This window comes from Kitasatospora sp. NPDC057015 (assembly GCF_042673745.1).
GTDB lineage: Bacteria > Actinomycetota > Actinomycetes > Streptomycetales > Streptomycetaceae > Kitasatospora.
On the sequence record NZ_JBHUSG010000010.1, the window covers coordinates 187040 to 204775 of the forward strand.

Genomic DNA, 17736 nt, shown 5'->3' on the forward strand with positions numbered 1-17736 from the left:
GTGGAGTGAGTGCACGCCCGGCCGCGTTGAGGGACGCGGACCGCGCGACGGCAGTACGTGACGACGCCCGCCTGCCTGCCCGCACCTCCCCGCCTGGAGCCCTCCACATGGCCACGCCGCAGGACGTCCTGACCGCCGCCGGAACCCCCCTCGCCAAGACACCCGCCACGCCCGCACCCGCCGAGACCCCGTCCGGCACCGGTCCGGCCGGCACCCCGCAGCCACGACCGGACACCCCGCCGGGCACCCCGCCCGCGGCCCCACCGGACGCGCCGCCGGACCCGCTCACCGACGCCCCGGTGGTCGGCCGCCGGCGCCCCTGGCAGTGGGTCTCCGCCGCGGTCGCGCTGCTGCTGCTCGCCATGGCGGTCAGCTCGATCGTCCGCAACCGGGCCTTCCAATGGGACGTGGTGGCCGCCTACTTCACCTCCACCTCCGTCCTGGACGGCCTCACCCTCACCCTGTGGCTGACCGCCGCGACGCTCTCCCTCGGCTTCGTCCTGGGGACCGTGCTGGCCACCATGCGGCTCTCCGGCAACCCGGTGCTGCGCACCGTCGCCTGGGGCTACATCTGGCTCTTCCGCTCGACCCCGCCCCTGGTCCAGCTGCTGTTCTTCTTCAACATCGGCGCGCTCTACCCGACGCTCGGCCTGGGCATCCCGTTCGGCCCGGAGTTCATCACCTTCAAGACCGTCAACCTGCTCGGCCCGACCCTCACCGCGGTGATCGGACTGACCCTGCTGGAGGCCGCGTACGCCGCCGAGGTGGTGCGCGGCGGCATCCTCTCCGTCGACCGGGGGCAGCTGGAGGCCGCCCAGGCACTGGGGCTCGGCCGGGCGCGGGTGCTGCGCCGGATCGTCATCCCGCAGGCCATGCGGTCCATCGTGCCGACCGCCGGGAACATGCTGATCAGCGCCCTCAAGGGCACCAGCATCGTGAGCGTGCTGGCCGTCTCCGACCTGCTCTACTCGGTGCAGCTGGTCTACAACCAGACCTACCAGGTGATCCCGATGCTGGTGGTCGCCACCCTCTGGTACCTGGTGGTCACCACCGTCCTGTCGGCCGGCCAGTACTACGTGGAGCGCCACTTCGCCCGGGGCGCCAGCCGGGACGGCCTGCCGCCGACCCCGCTGCAACGGGCCGCGGCCGGCTACCGCCGGCTGCTCGGGCGAGCCGACGCGAGCACCCCCGGGGAGGGCCGATGACCACCCTGGTGATCGTGGGCGCCGGGCCGCGCGGCACCGGCCTGCTGGAGCGGATCGCCGCCAACGCCGCCGAACTCCTGCCCTCCGACCAGCCGTTGCACATCCACCTGGTCGACCCGCACCCGCCCGGCGGTGGCCGGATCTGGCGCCACGAGCAGTCGCCGCTGCTCCGGATGAACTCGATGGCCGAGGACGTGACCATGTTCACGGACGAGCGGTCGACCATCGAGGGGCCGGTCCGCCCGGGCCCCTCACTGGCCGAATGGGCCGCCCGCAGCACGGAGTTCGCGCCGTACCGGGAGGTCGCCGACCCGGCGGTCCGGGACGAGCTGCGCGAGCTGGCGCCGACCGACTTCCCCACCCGTCGCGCGCAGAGCGCCTACCTGGACTGGGTGCTCCGCCGCGCGGTCGCCGACCTGCCGGCGCACGTCACCGTCACCGTGCACCGCGAGACCGTCCTGGAGCTCACCGGCGCGGCCGACGGCCCGCAACTGGTGCGCCTCGGCAGCCGCACGCTGAGCGCCGACCACGTGGCGCTCACCCTCGGGCACCTGGACTCCGAGCCCGATCCGCGGCACGCCCCGATGGCCCGGTTCGCCGCCCGGCACGGCCGGTTCCACCTCGCGCCGGCCTACTCGGCGGACGCCGACCTCTCGGCGATAGCCCCCGGCGAGCACGTGCTGCTGCGCGGTCTGGGCCTGGCCTTCGTCGACCTGACGGCGATGCTCACCGAGGGCCGGGGCGGCCGCTTCGAGGAGACGGCCGACGGCCTGGTCTACCGTCCGTCCGGCCGGGAGCCGGTGATCCACGCCGGCTCGCGGCGCGGCGTCCCGTACCACTCGAAGACCGGCTACCGGCTGCAGGGCCCGCTCGCGCCGCTCCCCCGCTACTTCGACCGGGCCGCCGTGGACGAAGTCCTCGCCCGGCCCGGCCGGCTCGAACTCCGGCGGGACTTCTGGCCGTTGATGGCCAAGGAGGTCGGCTTCGGGTACTACCACGAGTTGTTCCACGCGCACCCCGAGCGCACCACCGTCCCTTGGGCGGACTTCCTCGCCGCGTACGACCGGCTCGACTGGTACTCGCCCACGCTGGCCCGGCTGACCGCCGCCGCGGTGCCCGACCCCGCCGACCGGCTGGACTTCGAGCAGTTGGACCACCCGCTGGCCGGCCTGCGGCTCGGCTCCGACGAGGAGCTCCAGCAGCGGCTGCGCGGCTACGTCGCGGCCGACGCCGACCGCCGCGCCGACCCCGCCCACAGCGCCGACCTGGGCGCCTTCCTCGCCCTGCTCTCGCTGTTCGGCCAGCTGCCCCGGCTGATGACCTCCGACCGGCTCACCGCCCGCTCGGTGGAGGAGGAGCTGGACGGGTGGTGGTTCGGCTTCTTCAACTTCCTCGCCTCCGGCCCGCCCGGATTCCGGCTGCGCCAGCTGCTCGCGCTCTCCGAGGCCGGGGTGGTGCGCTTCCTGGGCGCCGACATCGCGGTCGAGACCGACGAGGCCACCGGCACCTTCCGGGCCACCAGCCCGACCGTGCCCGGGCACAGCGTGACCGCCACCGCACTGATCGAGGGCTACCTCCCGCCGCACGTCCTGGCCCGGACGAAGGACCCGCTGCTGCGGCAGCTGTACCAGGACGGCCGGATCGCCGAGGAGGTGGTCGCCGACGAGGAGCACACCCACCGCTCCGGCCTGCTCACCATCTCGCCCGGGGAGAGCCGGATCCTGGACCCCGCGCTCGGCGGCGCCGCCCATCCGCGGCGCACCGCGCTCGGCCCGCACACCAGCCTGCGGGCGGCCGGCGCCTTCGCCCGTCCACGGACCGACTCGCCGGGCTTCCGGCAGAACGACGCGGCGGCCCGGGCCATCCTGCGCGACCTGGCCGGCCCGCGGCCCGCCGCCCGGCAGGGCGCGGGCGGCCTCGCGGTCGCGGCGGCGCCGTAGGCCGGGCCGGCACCTCTCCCGGGCCTCCCGATCCGGCGGCCCGCCGAGCAGGCGATCAGTAGGCGGAGACCGGCGGTGGCGGCGGTACGGGCGACGGCCGGCCCGGTACGCCGAGCGCCGTCGCCGCCACCTGCTCGGTGGTGAGGTGCTCCGGGGCCAGGAAGATCCGGTCCATCAGGTCACGCACCCCGGTGCGGCGTTCGAGTTCGCGCAGGGTGGCGTCGGCCTCCCGGTCGGTCTCGAAGTCCCAGACCAGCAGCCGGTGGACCATCGCCACCGCCTCCACCCAGCCGAGCCCGGCGGACCGGCCGCCCGGGGTCAGACCCCAGAGCTCCGCGTAGCGGCCGAGGTCCAGCCGGACCTCGGCCAGCAGCGGATGCCCCTCGCCGAGCATCTGCTGGACGAGCGGCACCAGCAGCCGCAGCTGGTTCAGCGCCCCGCCCACGTCCCCGGTGTCGGCCACCTGCAGCGCCAGGTCGTGCTGGGCCTTCAGCACCCGCTCGTCGTAGGGCCCCAGGGTGGCCGCGAGCTGCGGGATCAGCGCGTGCAGCTGCTGCGCGGCGCCGTGCGGGTTGCCCACGGTGCCGGTGAGCACGGCCAGCTCGAAGCGGGCCTGCAGGGTGTCGGGATCGGCCGGGCCGAGGGCCTGGACGAGGTCGGGGACGACCTGCTCCAGGAGGTGCAGGGCGCCGCCGGCGTCCCCCCGGGCGTCCCGGTACCAGGCCAGCTCGCGCCAGGTGGTGAGGGTGTCGCGGTCGTAGCGGCCGAGCCGGGCGACCATCTCGCGGGCGATCCCGTCCAGCAGTCGCGCCGCCTCGCCGGCCTCGGCCCCGCGCGCCGCCTCCCGCTGCCGGAGCAGCTCCGCCCGGACTCCGTCGGTGGCCGCCGGCACCAGCGGCTGCGCGGCGGGCGGCGGTACGGCGGCTGGCGGTAGGGCAGCGGGCGGTACGGCGGCAGGGGGTACGGCGGCGGGCGGTACCGTGCCGGGCACCGCCGCGGCGGGTACGAGCGGCGGCGCGGCGGGCGGGGCCGGCGGTGCGGCCGGGTACGGCGCCGGAGGTGCGGCCGGCGGCGGCCCGTACCGCCCGGGGGGCTCCGGTGCGGCTCCGCTCAGCGACATGGTCCACGGCTCCTCTGCGTCGGTCGGCACCGCACATTGTGTCCCGTCCCGCTCCGCCCGGACCAGGCGGCCGCCGGCCCGGGGCCGCGGGCCCGGGGCCGCGGGCCCGGGAAGCCCGGCCGATCCGGCTCGTCGGTACGAGTGGAAGGATGGGAACGAGGGCAGGCGACGGCGCGGCCCGCACGATCCGGAGGTGCCAGTCATGGCGAAGCAGGCCCCGCAGAGCGACCCGGCCCAGGACGCCCCGCAGGTGTCCGCCCCGCAGCACGCGGCGGCCGGCCTGCCGGCCGTGGGCCACAGCCTTCGGATGGCCGCCGAGCAGATGGGCGCCCGCCGCACCCTGGCGACGTTGAGCAAGGTCAACCAGCCGGACGGCTTCGACTGCCCCGGCTGCGCCTGGCCCGAACCCGGGAAGACGCACGCCGCCGAGTTCTGCGAGAACGGCGCCAAGGCGGTCGCCGAGGAGGCCACCGAACGGCGGATCACCGCCGAGTTCTTCGCCGCGCACCCGGTCGCGGAGCTGGCCGAGCGCTCCGGCTACTGGCTGGGCCAGCAGGGCCGGCTCACCGAGCCGATGCTGCTGGACGAGGGCGCCTCGCACTACGTGCCGGTCTCCTGGGAGCGCGCGTTCGCGATCGTGGCCGAGGAGCTGCGGGCCCTGGACACCCCGGACGGCGCCGCCTTCTACACCTCGGGCCGGACCAGCAACGAGGCCGCCTTCGCCTACCAGCTGTTCGCCCGCCGCCTCGGCACCAACAACCTGCCGGACTGCTCCAACATGTGCCACGAGTCCTCCGGCTCCGCGCTGGTGGAGACGCTCGGGGTGGGCAAGGGCAGCGTCAGCCTGAAGGACCTGTACCAGGCGGACCTGATCATCGTGGCGGGGCAGAACCCGGGCACCAACCACCCCCGGATGCTCTCCGCCCTGGAGCGGGCCAAGCGGGCCGGGGCGAAGGTCGTCAGCGTGAACCCGCTGCCCGAGGCCGGCCTGGAGCGGTTCAAGAACCCGCAGAACGCCCGCGGACTGGCCGGCCACGGCACCAAGCTCACCGACCTGTTCCTGCAGATCCGGCTCGGCGGCGACCTGGCCCTGTTCCGGGCGCTCAACCAGCTGCTGCTGGCCGCCGAGGAGAAGCACGGCAACGTGCTGGACCACGAGTTCATCGAGCGGCACTGCCTGGGCTTCGAGGAGTGGGCGGCCGACGCCCGGACGACCGATCGCGCGGCGGTGCTCGCCGCCACCGGCCTGCCGTACGAGCAGATCGAGGAACTCGCCTCGATGGTGCTCTCCTCCCGGAAGATCATCGTCTGCTGGGCGATGGGCCTCACCCAGCACAAGCACGCCGTGCCGACGATCCGCGAGGTGGTCAACTTCCTGCTGCTGCGCGGCAACATCGGCCGGCCCGGGGCCGGGGTCTGCCCGGTGCGCGGGCACAGCAACGTCCAGGGCGACCGGACGATGGGCATCTTCGAGCGACCGTCCTCGGCCTTCCTGGACGCGCTGGGCAAGGAGTTCTCCTTCGAGCCGCCGCGCGAGCACGGCTTCGACGCGGTGGAGACCATACGGGCCATGCGCGACGGCCGGGTGCGGGTGTTCTTCGCGATGGGCGGCAACTTCGTGGCGGCCACCCCGGACACCGGGGTGACCGAGGCCGCGATGCGGCGCTGCCGGCTCACCGTGCACGTCTCGACCAAGCTGAACCGCTCGCACGTGGTCACCGGCGCCCGGGCGCTGATCCTGCCGACGCTCGGCCGCACCGACCGGGACGTCACCGGCGGGGGCGCGCAGTTCGTCAGCGTCGAGGACTCGATGGGCATGGTGCACTCCTCGCGCGGCGGGCTGCGGCCGCCGGCGCGGGGGCTGCTCTCCGAGGTGGCGATCGTCTGCCGGCTGGCCCGGGCCACCCTCGGCCCGCAGGACGACACCCCGTGGGAGGACTTCGCGGAGCACTACGACAGCATCCGGGAGCGGATCGCGCGCGTCGTACCCGGCTTCGAGGACTTCAACGAGAAGGTCCGCCGCCCCGGCGGGTTCGCCCTGCCGCACGGTCCGCGCGACAGCCGGTCCTTCCCCACCACCACCGGGAAGGCCAACTTCAGCGTCAACCCGCTGACCGCGCCCGAGGTGCCGCCCGGCCGGCTGCTGCTGCAGACGTTGCGCTCGCACGACCAGTACAACACCACGATCTACGGCCTGGACGACCGCTACCGCGGCATCACCGGCGGCCGGCGGGTGGTGCTGGTGAACCCGGCGGACGCCGCCGCCCTGGGCCTGGACGAAGGCGCGTACGTGGACCTGGTCAGCGAGTGGCGGGACGGCGTGGAGCGCCGGGCGCCGCACTTCATGGTGGTGCACTACCCGGTGGCGCTCGGCGGTGCGGCGGCCTACTACCCGGAGACCAACGTGCTGGTGCCGCTGGACTCGACCGCCGACATCAGCAACACCCCGACCTCGAAGGCGGTCGTGGTGCGCTTCGAGCCCGACAGCGGCCTCGCCCAGGCCTGAAAGCACCGGACCCGAACCAGCGGACCTGAACCACCGGACCTGAACCACCGGACCTGAACCAGCGGACCTGAACCAGCGGACCTGAACCAGCGGACCTGAACCAGCGGACCTGAACCAGCGGACCTGAACCAGCGGACCTGAACCAGCGAGCCCGGCCGCACCCCCACCCGGGGTGCGGCCGGGCTCGGCCAGCGGCGGGCTCAGCCCGTCCCGGAGGCGGAGGCCGAGGCGCTCTCCGGCTGCGCCGAGGCCGAGGTCGGCGCCGCGGAGGACGCGACGGTGCCCGAGGCGGACGGCGCGGTGGCGGACGGGTCCGGCGTGGCGGTGGACGGCGTGCCCGTCCCGGACGGGGTGCCCGTGCCCGACGGGCTGCCGGTGCCGGACGGCGTACCCGTCCCGGACGGGGTGCCCGTGCCCGACGGGGTGCCCGTCCCGGACGGCGTACCGGGGTCGGTCGGGGTGCCGTTGGCGGTCGGCGAGGTCGTCGGCTCGGCCGTGCCCGGGGTCGTGACGGGCGGCGTGCCGGTGCCCGGCGCGGGCACCACGGGCGGCAGGGTGGCCGGCGGGGACGGCGCGATCGGGGTGGCGGTGTCCCAGTCCTTCGGGAGCTCCGGCACCTTCCAGGCGCCGCCCTGCTCGTCGGAGGCGGTGTCCGGGTCGGGGCGGACGGCACCGAGGATCGGCATCGATCCGATCGGCGACACCTTGATCACCGCGCCGGGGCGCGGCGCCTGCACCACCAGGCCGCCGCCGATGTAGAGCGCGATGTGGGTGGCGCCCGCGTAGTAGACGACCAGGTCGCCGGGGCGCAGCTGGTTCAGCGGCACGTGCTGGAGCTGGGCCCACTGCTCCTGGCTGGTGCGCGGCACCGGCCGGCCGGCGTGCAGCCAGGCCTGCGAGGTCAGCCCCGAGCAGTCGAAGACGTCCGGCCCCGCGCCGCCCCAGACGTAGGGCTTGCCGAGCTGGGCCAGCGCGTACGCGACCGCCGCGCGACCCGCCTGCGAGGGCGTGCGCTCCCCCTTGCCGAGTGCGCCGGAGGCGAGGAAGGCCAGCTGGGCCTGGTCGGCCTGGGCCTTCTCCAGGACGGCGAGCTCGGTGCGCTGGGCGCCGGTCAGCGAGGTGACCAGCTTCTCGACCTCGGCGAGCTGGGTCGCCACGGTGGCCTTGGCCGCGTCCTGCTGGACTGCGAGCGCCTGGGACTCCTTCAGCGCCGCCTCGGCCTGCTTCTGCAGCTCGGTGAGGTTGGCGCGGTCGGCCTTGAGGTGGTCCAGGAAGGCCGACTGGGAGCGGCTGGCCTCGGCGAGCAGTTCGGCGATGGTGACCGCCTCGTACGGGTCCTCGGCGAGCAGCAGTTCGGCGTAGGCCGAGGCGCTGCCGTTGCGGTACTGCGCGGCGGCGAGCTGGGCGGCGACGTCGGTGCCGGCGTCCACCGCCTTCTGCTGGCGCTCCACCCGGCCGCGCAGGTCGGCGAGGGTGGTCTGCTGCTCGGCGAGCCTGGCGACGGTGGCGTTGTACTGCTCGGTGGCCGCCTCGGCGTTGCCGTAGAGGAGGTGCAGCTGGTCGAGCAGCGGGCCGAGGGTGTTCTTCGCGTCGGCGAGCGGGTCAGCGCCGGGCGAGACGGTCGGCGCGGAGATCGAGGGGGTGCCGGACGGCTCGGGTGCGGCGAACGCCGCCTGGGTGGCGAAGGGCAGTGACAGCGCGGCCACCGCCAGCACCGCGCCGCAGCGGAGCGCGGCCCGTACCCACGGTCGTACCCCGGTCGACTCCGTACGCCACAAAGCCCCGCCCATCGGCCCGCCCTCCCCCTCCGGCAGCTCTTCGGTTCGGCCTCCGGATCTCTGCCGAATCCTGTCACGGCGGCCCCGGCCGAGACAGACCGTGCCCGCACATATTGATGAATTCTTCAGGGACTGTGAGCCAGATCTCAGCAAAACACCACGAAGGGTGTGAACCGCTCAAAATGGCGGCCCGGCAACACTCTCTTCACACTTTCACAGGGCCTCCGCAACCTCCCGGACATCCCAGGCCCCACGATGCCCGACCCTGTTCACCTTCCGTTCATCCGCCATCCCTACGGTCGCCCGTGACACCAACGTCAGTGCGACAACTACGACGATTGTTTGGGTATGGAACACATCTCGTTCCTGGTAGCCGTCGTGATCATCACGGCGCTCGCCTTCGACTTCACCAACGGGTTCCACGACACCGCCAACGCGATGGCCACCTCCATCGCCACCGGTGCCCTGCGGCCCAAGGTCGCGGTCACCATCGCGGCGGTCCTCAACTTCGCGGGCGCGTTCCTGTCCGTGAAGGTGGCCACCACCATCTCGGGTGGCATCGTCAACGAGAAGGCGGGCATCCACCCGTCGATCATCTTCGCCGCCCTCGTGGGCGCGATCCTGTGGAACCTGCTGACCTGGCTCAGAGGCCTCCCCTCCAGCTCCTCGCACGCGCTGTACGGCGGCCTGATCGGCGCCACGATCGTCGGCGTGGGCATCAACGGCGTGAACTTCAACACCGTCGTCACCAAGATCCTCATCCCGGCCGTGGCCTCCCCGATCGTGGCCGGCCTGGCCGCCTGGGGCGCCACCAAGCTGGCGTACGCGATCACCCGCCGGGGCAACGAGAAGACCACCACCAAGGCCTTCAAGACCGGCCAGATCGCCTCGTCCTCGCTGATCTCGCTGGCCCACGGCACCAACGACGCCCAGAAGACGATGGGCATCATCACCCTGACCCTGGTGTCCGTCGGCGCCCTGCCGAAGGGCGCGCTGCCCCCCACCTGGGTGATCATCGGCGCCGGCGCGGCCATCGCGCTCGGCACCTACATGGGCGGCTGGCGCATCATCCGGTCGATGGGCAAGGGCCTGGCCGACATCCAGCCGCCGCAGGGCTTCTCCTCCGAGACGGCCGCCGCCGCGGTCATCCTGACCTCGTCCCACATGGGTTACGGCCTCTCCACCACCCAGGTCTGCTCCGGCGGCATCATGGGCGCCGGCCTCGGCGGCCCCAAGCGCGAGCTCAACTGGAGCATGGCGCGTCGGATGGTCTACACCTGGGGCCTGACCCTGCCCGCCGCCGCCACGGTGGCCGGCCTGGCCGCGTTCGTCGCCGACCAGGGCACCTGGGGCGTCATCGTGGTCGGCGCGGCCCTGGTGGCCGGCTCGGGCGCGATGTACGTCGTCTCCCGCCGCCAGCCGGTCCACGCCGGCAACGTCCACGACGCCGCGGCGGTCGAGGTCACCCCGGTGCCGACCCCGGCCTCCCCCGCCCCCGTCAAGACCACCGTCGCGGCCTGAGGAGCAACGCCATGAACATCAAGTGGAACGCGCTGGCCCAGACCGCCGGCATCAGCTTCGGCATCACCGTCGCGGTGGTGACGGTCTTCGCCCTCGGCATCCTCGCCCTGTCGCGCCGTGAGGCCGCCCTGGAGGCGGCCGGCTCCGCCACCGCGGGCGGCGCCGGCGCGGGCCGGGCGAAGGCCCACCTGGCCGGCGCCTCGCTCTGCTTCGCCGCCTGCGCGGCGGTGGTGGTCTACGGACTGTCGCTGATCGCGGGGTAGTCACCACCCGCACGTCGAACGGCCGGGGCGGTCATCCGCCCCGGCCGTTCGGCGTTCCCGGGGGTGCCAGCCCGGCGGCAGCGGAGCGCGGGATCGGGGGACGGGGGCGCGGGAAGGGCAGACGGCGAAGGGGCTGACGGCGGAGGTTCTCCGCCGTCAGCCCCTTCGCCTCGCCGGCGCCCGGCCGGCTCGCCGCCTCAGCCCTGGGTACCGGTCCGCAGCGGGATCTCCCGGATGAGGAGCACCACCAGGAAGGCCAGCAGCGCGAACGGCGCCGCCACCAGGAACACCACGCCGACGCCGTGCCCGAAGGCGTCGGTCACCAGCGGGACGACCGGCGCGGGCAGCGCGTGCAGGTCCGGGATCTCGCCGCCGCCGGCCGCGCCGGCGTGACCGGCGGGGATGCCCGCCGCGGCCAGGTTCTCGGTCAGGTAGTGCCCGACCCGGTTGGTCATCAGGGCGCCGAGGGCCGAGACGCCCATAGCGCCGCCCATGGTGCGGAAGAAGGTGACCACCGAGCTGGCCGCGCCGAGCTCGGCCTTCGGCACGGTGTTCTGCACCGCGAGGACGAGGTTCTGCATGGTCAGGCCGAGACCGATGCCGGTCAGCGCCATGTAGAGGGAGAGCAGGCCGTACCCGGTGTCGTCGCGGACGGTGCCCAGCAGCGCGAACCCGACGGCCAGCAGGAAGGTTCCGGCGACCAGGTAGGCCTTCCACTTCCCGTAGCGGGTGATCAGCTTGCCGGCGACGGTGGAGGAGACCGCCAGGCCGAGGATCATCGGCAGCGTCATCAGGCCGGCCGTGGTGGGCGACTTCTCCCGGGCCAGCTGGAAGTACTGGCTGAGGAAGGTCGTCGCGCCGTACATCCCGACGCCGACCAGCACGCTGGCGATCGCGGCGAGGGTGACGGTGCGGTGCCGGAAGAGCGCCGGCGGGATGATCGGCTCGGCGGCGCGCCGCTCGACCACGACCGCGAGGGCGCCGAGCAGCAGACCGCCGCCGACCATCGCCAGGGTCTGCCAGGAGAGCCACGGGTAGTTCTTGCCGGCCAGCGTGATCCAGATCATCAGCAGGCTGACGGCGCCGGTGATGACGGTCGCGCCGAGGTAGTCGATCTTCGCCTTGCGGCGGACCACCGGCAGCTTCAGGGTCCGCTGCAGCACCAGGATGGCGACCAGCGAGAAGGGGATGCCGACGTAGAAGCACCAGCGCCAGCCGAGCCAGTCGGTGTCCACGATGACGCCGCCGATCAGCGGGCCGCCAATGGTGGCGAGGGCGAAGACGGCGCCGAAGTAGCCGCTGTAGCGCCCCCGTTCGCGCGGCGGGACCATCGCGGCCAGGCAGATCTGCGCCAGCGCGGTGACGCCGCCGGCGCCGATGCCCTGGAGGATCCGGCAGGCGATCAGTTCGGCGGTGTTCTGGGAGAGGCCGGCGAGCGCCGAGGAGACGATGTAGATCACCAGGGCGATCTGCACCAGCAGCTTCTTGCTGACCAGGTCGGAGAGCTTGCCCCAGATCGGGGTGGACGCGGTGAGCGAGAGCAGGGCCGCGGTGATCACCCAGGTGTACGCGGACTCGCCGCCGTGCAGGTCGGTGAGGATCCGCGGCAGGGCGTTGGAGACGACCGTCGAGGACAGCACCGCGACGAACAGCCCGAGCAGCAGTCCGGAGAGGGCTTCGAGCACCTGGCGGTGGGTCATCGGGGTGTCGTCGCCGGTGGCGGCCGCGGTCGGAGCGGGTGAGGTGACGGTCATCGGGGTCCTTCGGCGTTGACGCGAAATTCGTTGCCTTGAGCAACCATAGGGTGAATGGTTGACTCAGGCAACTTTATTCAAGCCCAAGTAAAATCCTCGACCGCCCATGAACCGCGCCGGTGGTTCGTCCCCGCCCCGCCGCGCGGGGGCGTGCCGGGGCACGTCGGATCACCCCGACGGGCCGAACGCGGGGCGAGGACTCGGAGGAAGGAGGGAGCGGACCGACGGGCCGAACGTGGGGGCGCGTCGGAGAAGGAGGGAGCAGACCGACCCGGTCAGCTCTCCGGCGACTCCCCGGTCAGCCCGTTGAACCGCTCCAACAGGTCGGCGAAGCGCACCACGTCGTCCTGCGGCCAGGTCGCCAGCAGCTCGCGGAAGCGTCCCGTACGGGAGTCGCGGACCCGCAGGTAGCGCTCCGCGCCGTCCGGGGTGAGCGAGACCAGCGAGGCCCGGCGGTCCAGCGGGTCGGCCTCGCGGGCGACCAGACCGATCTCCTCCAGTGCCTTGACCTGCCGGCTCACGGTGGCCTTGCCGACCGCGAAGTGCGCGCCGATGTCGGTCACCCGCACCCGGCCGGCCTGCTCAATGAAGCCGAGCATGCTGTACGCCGTGCCCTCCAGCTCCGGGTGCACCTGGCGGGAGAGCTCCGCCACCTTCGCCCGGCCACGCCGGAACAGCAGTGCAATCTCCCGCTCCACCGCCAGCAGAGCCCGCTCGTCACTCACCGGGTCAGTATCCCGCAGGCATCGGCGCGGGATTCCCGGGCAGATCAGTAGTTGATGATATGAAGTATCCGATTCATCCCCGAAAGTGAGGAGATGTCGATGGCCGCCCCCGGGCAGGGATTCGCCGCCGAACTCAAGGACGCGGTGACCCCCCGCACAGCACTGCTGGTCATCGCCGTCCTCCTGCTCCAACTGGGTTTCATCGTGTCGTACGTCGGCGCACTGCACGATCCGACGCCGCATCAGCTCTCGATCGCGGTGGTCGCCCCGCCCCAGGTGCAGCCCGGACTGGTGGCCGCCCTGGAGGCGGTACCGGACGACGCCGTCCGGGCGTCCACGGCGGCCGACCCGGCCGCGGCCACCTCCCTGATCAAGGATCAGAAGGTCTACGCGGCCATCCTCTTCGACCCCGCCGGCACCCAGGACACCCTGCTGGTGGCCAACGCGCGAGGACCCGCCGCGGCGACGGCCGCCGAGAAGATCGCCACCGGGATCGCCGGGAGCCAGGGCCGGACGATCGTGGTCCGGGACGTGGTGCCGCTCGCCGCGGGGGACGCCGAGGGCCTCTCCTCCTTCTACCTGGTGATCGGCTGGTGCGTCGGCGGCTACCTGGTCGCCTCGATCCTCGGCATCAGCGCCGGCTCCCGGCCGGCCAACACCAGCCGTGCGGTGATCCGGCTGGGCGCGCTGGCGCTCTACTCGGTGGCGGCCGGCATCGGCGGCGCGGTGATCGTCGGCCCCGTGCTGGACGCGCTGCCCGGCTCCCTCTGGGGCCTGGCGGGCCTGGGCAGCCTGGTGGTGTTCGCCGTCGGGGCCTTCACCATGGCGCTGCAGTGCCTGTTCGGCGTCGTCGGCATCGGGCTGGCGGTGCTGCTCTTCGTGGTGCTCGGCAACCCCAGCGCGGGCGGGGTCTTCCCGCCGCCGCTGATGCCGGCGTTCTGGCGGGCCATCGGCGCCTGGTTCCCCAACGGCGCCGGCACCGACGTGGCCCGCTCCATCGCGTACTTCGGCGCCACCGGGATCGCGGTGCCGCTGATGGTGCTGGTCGCCTGGGCGGTGGTCGGCGTGGGCGGCACCCTGCTGGCGGTGGGCTTCCGGCCCGGTCGCGAGGAGGCGGGCGCGGTGCCCGGCCCGGACCGCGAACCGGCCCCGCTCTGAAACGGCTCTGAGCGGCGTACGCTCGCCCGACGGACGGCCGGCCCCCTCGCCGGGGGCCGGGGCGCCCGGGCGCGACGGCCGGTCGGCGAGCGCGCGGGGCCGGGTGCCCGCCCCCCCGGGGGCGGGCCGGCCCCCCCCCGGGGGCCCGCCCGCCCGCCGCACCCGGGCGTCGGGCGGTACGGGTCGGGCGGTACGGGTCGGGCGGTACGGGTCCGGCGGTACGGGTCCGGCGGTACGGGTCGGGCGGTACGGGTCCGGCGGTACGGGTCCGGCGGGGCGCCTCAGGCGGAGTCGGCTCCGCGGCCCGCGAACCGGCCGGGGTCCGCGACGATCGCCCGGACGACGCCGACCGCCGCGCCCAGCAGCGGGCCCCGGCGGCCCAGCTCGGAGACCGTCAGCCACTCGTCCGACCAGGGCCGCACCGTCACCCGGGCGGCGAGCTCGGCCCGCATCGCCGGCAGCAGCCAGGGCGCCAGCTCGGTGTAGCCGCCGCCGAGCACCAGCTCCGCCGGGTCCAACAGGTTCACCGCGCCGGTGGCGGCGATGCCGAGCGCCGCGCCGGCCCCGGCCAGCGCGGCCAGCACCGCCTCGTCCCCCGCCGCCGCCCGCTCGGCGAGCAGCGCCACCCAGTCGCCGCGGTCGCCCTCCAGGCCGGCCGCGCGCAGGACCGCCGCCTCGCCCGCGTACTGCTCCAGGCACCCGCGCGCCCCACAGGCGCACGGGGGCCCGTCCGGGCGCACCGGTACGTGTCCGAGCTCGCCCGCGAAGCCGCGCGCCCCGCGCAGCAGCCGGCCGCCGACCACGATCGCCGAGCCGATGCCGGCCTCGGCCGACAGGTGGACGAAGTCGCCGGGCCGCCCGCCGAGCCAGAGCTCGGCCAGTCCGCCCAGGTTGGCCTCGTTGTCGATCTCGATCGGCAGGGCGGCCAGCTCGCCGGCCCGGGCCCCCCGCAGTGCCTGCCGAAGCTCGGCGGTGGCCGGCACCCGGGACCAGCCGAGGTTGGGCGCCCGCTCGACCATGCCCTCGGCGGAGCCCACCAGGCCGGGAACGGCCACGGTGAGCCCGGCCGGCCGCAGGCCGGACTCGCCCACCGCCCGGCGCAGCAGGTCGGCGAGGTCGGCGAGGACGGCGGCGGGCTCCCGGCCCTGGTTGCGGATCTCCGTCCGGTGCCAGCTGCGGACCTCGCCGCGCAGGTCCACCACGCAGGCCGCCAGGTGCTGGACCCCGATCTCGGCGCCCAGGCCGCCCGGTCCGTCCGGGGCGAGGCCCAGGGCGGTGCCGGGCCGGCCGACCCGGCCGCTGGGGGTGGCGGTGCCGGCCTCGGTGAGCAGGCCCGCGCCCAGCAGTTCCTCCGCCAGCGAGGAGACCGCCGCCCGGGTGAGTCCGGTGGCCGCGGCGACCTCGGCCCGGGAGCGCGGGCCCTGGGCGATCTGTCCGAGCACGAGGGCCAGGTTGGCCCGGCGCATGCCCTGCTGGCTGGCCGGTCCGGCCTGCCCGGCGTCCGTCTCACGCATCGCTCTCGCCCTCTCAGGCCTGGGGTACCCGCTGGGGACTGTCCTGCGGAGCCGAGGCGGACTCGGTCAGGTGGACGAAGACCCAGCGCTTCATCGCCCAGTAGCGGAAGACCATGGCCAGCAGGGTGCCGATCAGCATGCCGCTGACGAGGTCCGCGATCTCCTGGGTGAAGGCGCTGACGTCCGGTTCGCGCAGGTCCAGCAGGTAGCGGGAGACGATCAGCGGCACGTCGTTGACCAGCACGGCCACCGCGCTGACCACGAAGAACAGGACGGCCTCCCGCTGCCGGCCGTTCGCCCGGAAGGACCACTGTCGGTTCAGCACGTAGGAGACGACGGTGGCGATGACGGTGGCGACGGTCAGGGCCGCCACCGGCTTGTGCTGGAGCACGGTGAGCTTCAGCGAGAGGTTCACCACCAGGGTCAGCACGAAACACGTGCTCCCGACCAGGAGGAACTTCACCAGCTTGCGGTGTCTCACCAGGAAGGGGCGCATTCCGGCCGGGACTCGGGCCAGGGCGCGCTGCGTGGGGGACGGCATCTTCGCAGTCTCGCACGGTGACCGGCCGCAGTCGGAATCCGAGCGCCCGGCCCGGCTCACGGCCGGCACCGGGCGCCCCGTCGTGCCCCTACCCGCCCGGGCTCACTCCGCGGTGATCCGCAGCACGCCGGTGGTGGTGCCCTGGTAGACGACCCCGCCGGGTGCGATCGAGCCGACCATCTGGAGCGTGTCGAAGATGAACCCGGCACCGGTGTACGCGGTGCGCACCACCGCGCCGGTCGCCGGGTCGACCTCGGCGTAGTAGTAGGGGTCCAGCACCGAGGTCGCGTCGGTGCCGGGGATCACCGGGTTGCGCAGCACGGTGTGGATCAGCCCGTCGGCGGTCGAGAGCCTGGGCACCGCGGCGGAGCGCACCTTGGTGTCCCAGGCCAGGTCGCAGCCGGAACCGTCGGCGCGGACGTCGACCCGGCTGAGGCCGCCGCGGAACTTGTCGGAGGCGGGCACGCTCGGGCCGGCGTCCTCCGGCAGCTTGGGGTACGGGTACCCGTAGGTGCTGGCGACGAAGACGGCGTTGCCGACGGCCACCGGTGAGTTCTCGCTGCCGCTGCCGCCGGCCCGGAGCACGGGTACGGAGCAGACCTGGGCGCCGGTGTCGGTGCGGTAGACCAGCAGGTTCACGGTCGGCGCGGCGTTGTCGACGATGGTGACGTAGTCGGTGCCGGTGCGCGGCCCGAAGAAGGTGGGGGTGGAGCCGGTGCCCCAGCTGAGCTGGCCGGGCTTGCGGGCGGGCCCGCGGTCGTACGCCCGCCGCCAGGTGATCGCGGGGGTGCCGTCGGCCCCGGCGGTCAGCAGGTAGGTGGCGTGGGTGGTGGAGACGGCGGTGCCCTCGGGGGCGGTGGAGATGCTGTTGGCGACCTTCTCGCCCGCCGGGAGCGCGAGGGTGCGGACGGTGCCGGTCCGGTCGTCGGCGGTGCCGACCACGCCGCCGCCGGTGGCGAACCAGACCCGGCCCTGCCAGTCGGGCGAGACCCCGGTGACGGCGTCCCCGGCCGGGACGGCGGCGCCGAGCGGGAGCCGGCTGTCGACGGACAGCCCCCAGTGGCCGGCGGCGTCGCGGCGGTGGGCGATCCGCAGCAGGTCGCCGTTGCCGTCGACGGCGACCAGGCGGTCGAGGTTGTCCAGGTAGGCGTACACGCCGCCGAGCAGGGAGCCCTTGGCGAGCGGCAGTTCGGCGAGCGAGCCGCCGTCGGCCGGGTCGAGCAGGTGGACGGTGGGGGTGAGCCCGAAGATCGTGGTGCAGAGCGCGACGGGGAATCCGTCGGAGCCGACCAGGACGGTCGGGCAGGCGGACTGCAGGGCGATCCGGTCGGAGGAGAGCGGGCCGGCCTTCGGGCCGGGCAGCGGGGTGGCGTCCGAGGAGCCGGTGTCGCCGTGCATGGTGGCGGTGCCCGCCGGGCCGGCGTAGGGGTTGTGCGGCGGCAGCGGGCCGAAGGTGCCGGCCGCCGCGGCGGGCGTGGTCCCGCCGAGGGTGAGCAGCAGCGCGGCGGCGGAGAGTACGGCGGCGCGAAGAGGGGGCGCGAGGCGCATGGGTGTCCCGTCCGGGGTCGTGGTGAGCCGCTCCGGGACGCGCCCGGGGGCGGAGGACAGCGGTGCACGCCGCCCGGACGCTCACCCGGAACCCGGGGAGTCTCGGACAGGGAAGGACCCGGACACGGCCGGGCGGGGTCACCGCGCTGTCAGACGGCGCGGC

At 74.3% G+C, this 17736-nt stretch carries 13 protein-coding genes; 6 read left to right on the forward strand and 7 right to left on the reverse strand.

Annotation, left to right across the window (positions count from 1 at the left end):
- Positions 1–107 precede the first annotated feature (107 nt).
- Both ACFTWP_RS13045 and ACFTWP_RS13050 read left to right on the forward strand, forming a co-directional pair.
- Positions 108–1205: an amino acid ABC transporter permease gene (locus ACFTWP_RS13045; RefSeq protein ID WP_380264547.1), complete on the forward strand. Its 1098-nt coding sequence runs from the start codon at positions 108–110 to the stop codon at positions 1203–1205.
- Positions 1202–3145 (forward strand): FAD/NAD(P)-binding protein, encoded by a 1944-nt coding sequence (locus ACFTWP_RS13050; RefSeq protein WP_380264548.1) that lies wholly within the window; start codon positions 1202–1204, stop codon positions 3143–3145. The genes ACFTWP_RS13045 and ACFTWP_RS13050 overlap by 4 nt, the downstream gene beginning before the upstream one ends.
- A 55-nt stretch (positions 3146–3200) precedes the next feature.
- Here the strand turns inward: ACFTWP_RS13050 and ACFTWP_RS13055 are convergent, their stop codons facing one another.
- On the reverse strand, positions 3201–4295 hold the full coding sequence (locus tag ACFTWP_RS13055; protein ID WP_380264549.1) for a hypothetical protein: 1095 nt from the start codon (positions 4293–4295) through the stop codon (positions 3201–3203).
- Between the two features lie 172 nt (positions 4296–4467).
- Between ACFTWP_RS13055 and ACFTWP_RS13060 the strand changes: the two genes are divergently transcribed.
- Entirely contained in the window at positions 4468–6771 is a 2304-nt protein-coding gene (locus tag ACFTWP_RS13060; protein WP_380264550.1) for an FdhF/YdeP family oxidoreductase, read from the forward strand.
- 200 nt (positions 6772–6971) lie between these two features.
- Here ACFTWP_RS13060 and ACFTWP_RS13065 read toward each other — a convergent pair whose 3' ends face one another.
- Positions 6972–8561 (reverse strand): NlpC/P60 family protein, encoded by a 1590-nt coding sequence (locus ACFTWP_RS13065; RefSeq protein WP_380264551.1) that lies wholly within the window; start codon positions 8559–8561, stop codon positions 6972–6974.
- 336 nt (positions 8562–8897) lie between these two features.
- On the opposite strand from ACFTWP_RS13065, the gene ACFTWP_RS13070 reads away from it, so the two are divergent.
- Together ACFTWP_RS13070 and ACFTWP_RS13075 are read left to right on the forward strand one after the other, a co-directional pair.
- Complete coding sequence (locus ACFTWP_RS13070) at positions 8898–10070, forward strand: anion permease (protein WP_380264552.1); 1173 nt, start codon at positions 8898–8900, stop codon at positions 10068–10070.
- Between the two features lie 11 nt (positions 10071–10081).
- Entirely contained in the window at positions 10082–10333 is a 252-nt protein-coding gene (locus ACFTWP_RS13075; RefSeq protein ID WP_380264553.1) for a hypothetical protein, read from the forward strand.
- 197 nt (positions 10334–10530) lie between these two features.
- Here the strand turns inward: ACFTWP_RS13075 and ACFTWP_RS13080 are convergent, their stop codons facing one another.
- Both ACFTWP_RS13080 and ACFTWP_RS13085 read right to left on the reverse strand, forming a co-directional pair.
- Complete coding sequence (locus ACFTWP_RS13080; protein WP_380264554.1) at positions 10531–12087, reverse strand: MDR family MFS transporter; 1557 nt, start codon at positions 12085–12087, stop codon at positions 10531–10533.
- A gap of 275 nt (positions 12088–12362) precedes the next feature.
- Entirely contained in the window at positions 12363–12812 is a 450-nt protein-coding gene (locus ACFTWP_RS13085) for a MarR family winged helix-turn-helix transcriptional regulator (protein WP_380264555.1), read from the reverse strand.
- Positions 12813–12911: 99 nt separating this feature from the next.
- Between ACFTWP_RS13085 and ACFTWP_RS13090 the strand changes: the two genes are divergently transcribed.
- Positions 12912–13970, forward strand: a complete 1059-nt coding sequence (locus tag ACFTWP_RS13090) for a DUF3533 domain-containing protein (RefSeq protein WP_380264556.1) — start codon at positions 12912–12914, stop codon at positions 13968–13970.
- A 281-nt stretch (positions 13971–14251) separates the two neighbouring features.
- Here the strand turns inward: ACFTWP_RS13090 and ACFTWP_RS13095 are convergent, their stop codons facing one another.
- From ACFTWP_RS13095 to ACFTWP_RS13105, 3 genes are all read right to left on the reverse strand, one after another.
- Positions 14252–15484: an ROK family protein gene (locus ACFTWP_RS13095; protein WP_380264557.1), complete on the reverse strand. Its 1233-nt coding sequence runs from the start codon at positions 15482–15484 to the stop codon at positions 14252–14254.
- Positions 15485–15497: 13 nt separating this feature from the next.
- Positions 15498–16025: a GtrA family protein gene (locus tag ACFTWP_RS13100; protein ID WP_380264558.1), complete on the reverse strand. Its 528-nt coding sequence runs from the start codon at positions 16023–16025 to the stop codon at positions 15498–15500.
- Between the two features lie 102 nt (positions 16026–16127).
- Positions 16128–17573, reverse strand: coding sequence for a hypothetical protein (locus ACFTWP_RS13105; protein ID WP_380264559.1), 1446 nt, complete (start codon positions 17571–17573; stop codon positions 16128–16130).
- Positions 17574–17736 lie beyond the last annotated feature (163 nt).

Coding starts and splice junctions, on each gene's coding strand:
- ACFTWP_RS13045 (WP_380264547.1), top strand. CDS start 108: ATGGCCACGCCGCAGGACGTCCTGACCGCCGCCGGAACCCCCCTCGCC.
- ACFTWP_RS13050 (WP_380264548.1), top strand. CDS start 1,202: ATGACCACCCTGGTGATCGTGGGCGCCGGGCCGCGCGGCACCGGCCTG.
- ACFTWP_RS13060 (WP_380264550.1), top strand. CDS start 4,468: ATGGCGAAGCAGGCCCCGCAGAGCGACCCGGCCCAGGACGCCCCGCAG.
- ACFTWP_RS13065 (WP_380264551.1), bottom strand. CDS start 8,561: ATGGGCGGGGCTTTGTGGCGTACGGAGTCGACCGGGGTACGACCGTGG.
- ACFTWP_RS13070 (WP_380264552.1), top strand. CDS start 8,898: ATGGAACACATCTCGTTCCTGGTAGCCGTCGTGATCATCACGGCGCTC.
- ACFTWP_RS13075 (WP_380264553.1), top strand. CDS start 10,082: ATGAACATCAAGTGGAACGCGCTGGCCCAGACCGCCGGCATCAGCTTC.
- ACFTWP_RS13080 (WP_380264554.1), bottom strand. CDS start 12,087: ATGACCGTCACCTCACCCGCTCCGACCGCGGCCGCCACCGGCGACGAC.
- ACFTWP_RS13090 (WP_380264556.1), top strand. CDS start 12,912: ATGGCCGCCCCCGGGCAGGGATTCGCCGCCGAACTCAAGGACGCGGTG.
- ACFTWP_RS13095 (WP_380264557.1), bottom strand. CDS start 15,484: ATGCGTGAGACGGACGCCGGGCAGGCCGGACCGGCCAGCCAGCAGGGC.
- ACFTWP_RS13100 (WP_380264558.1), bottom strand. CDS start 16,025: ATGCCGTCCCCCACGCAGCGCGCCCTGGCCCGAGTCCCGGCCGGAATG.
- ACFTWP_RS13105 (WP_380264559.1), bottom strand. CDS start 17,573: ATGCGCCTCGCGCCCCCTCTTCGCGCCGCCGTACTCTCCGCCGCCGCG.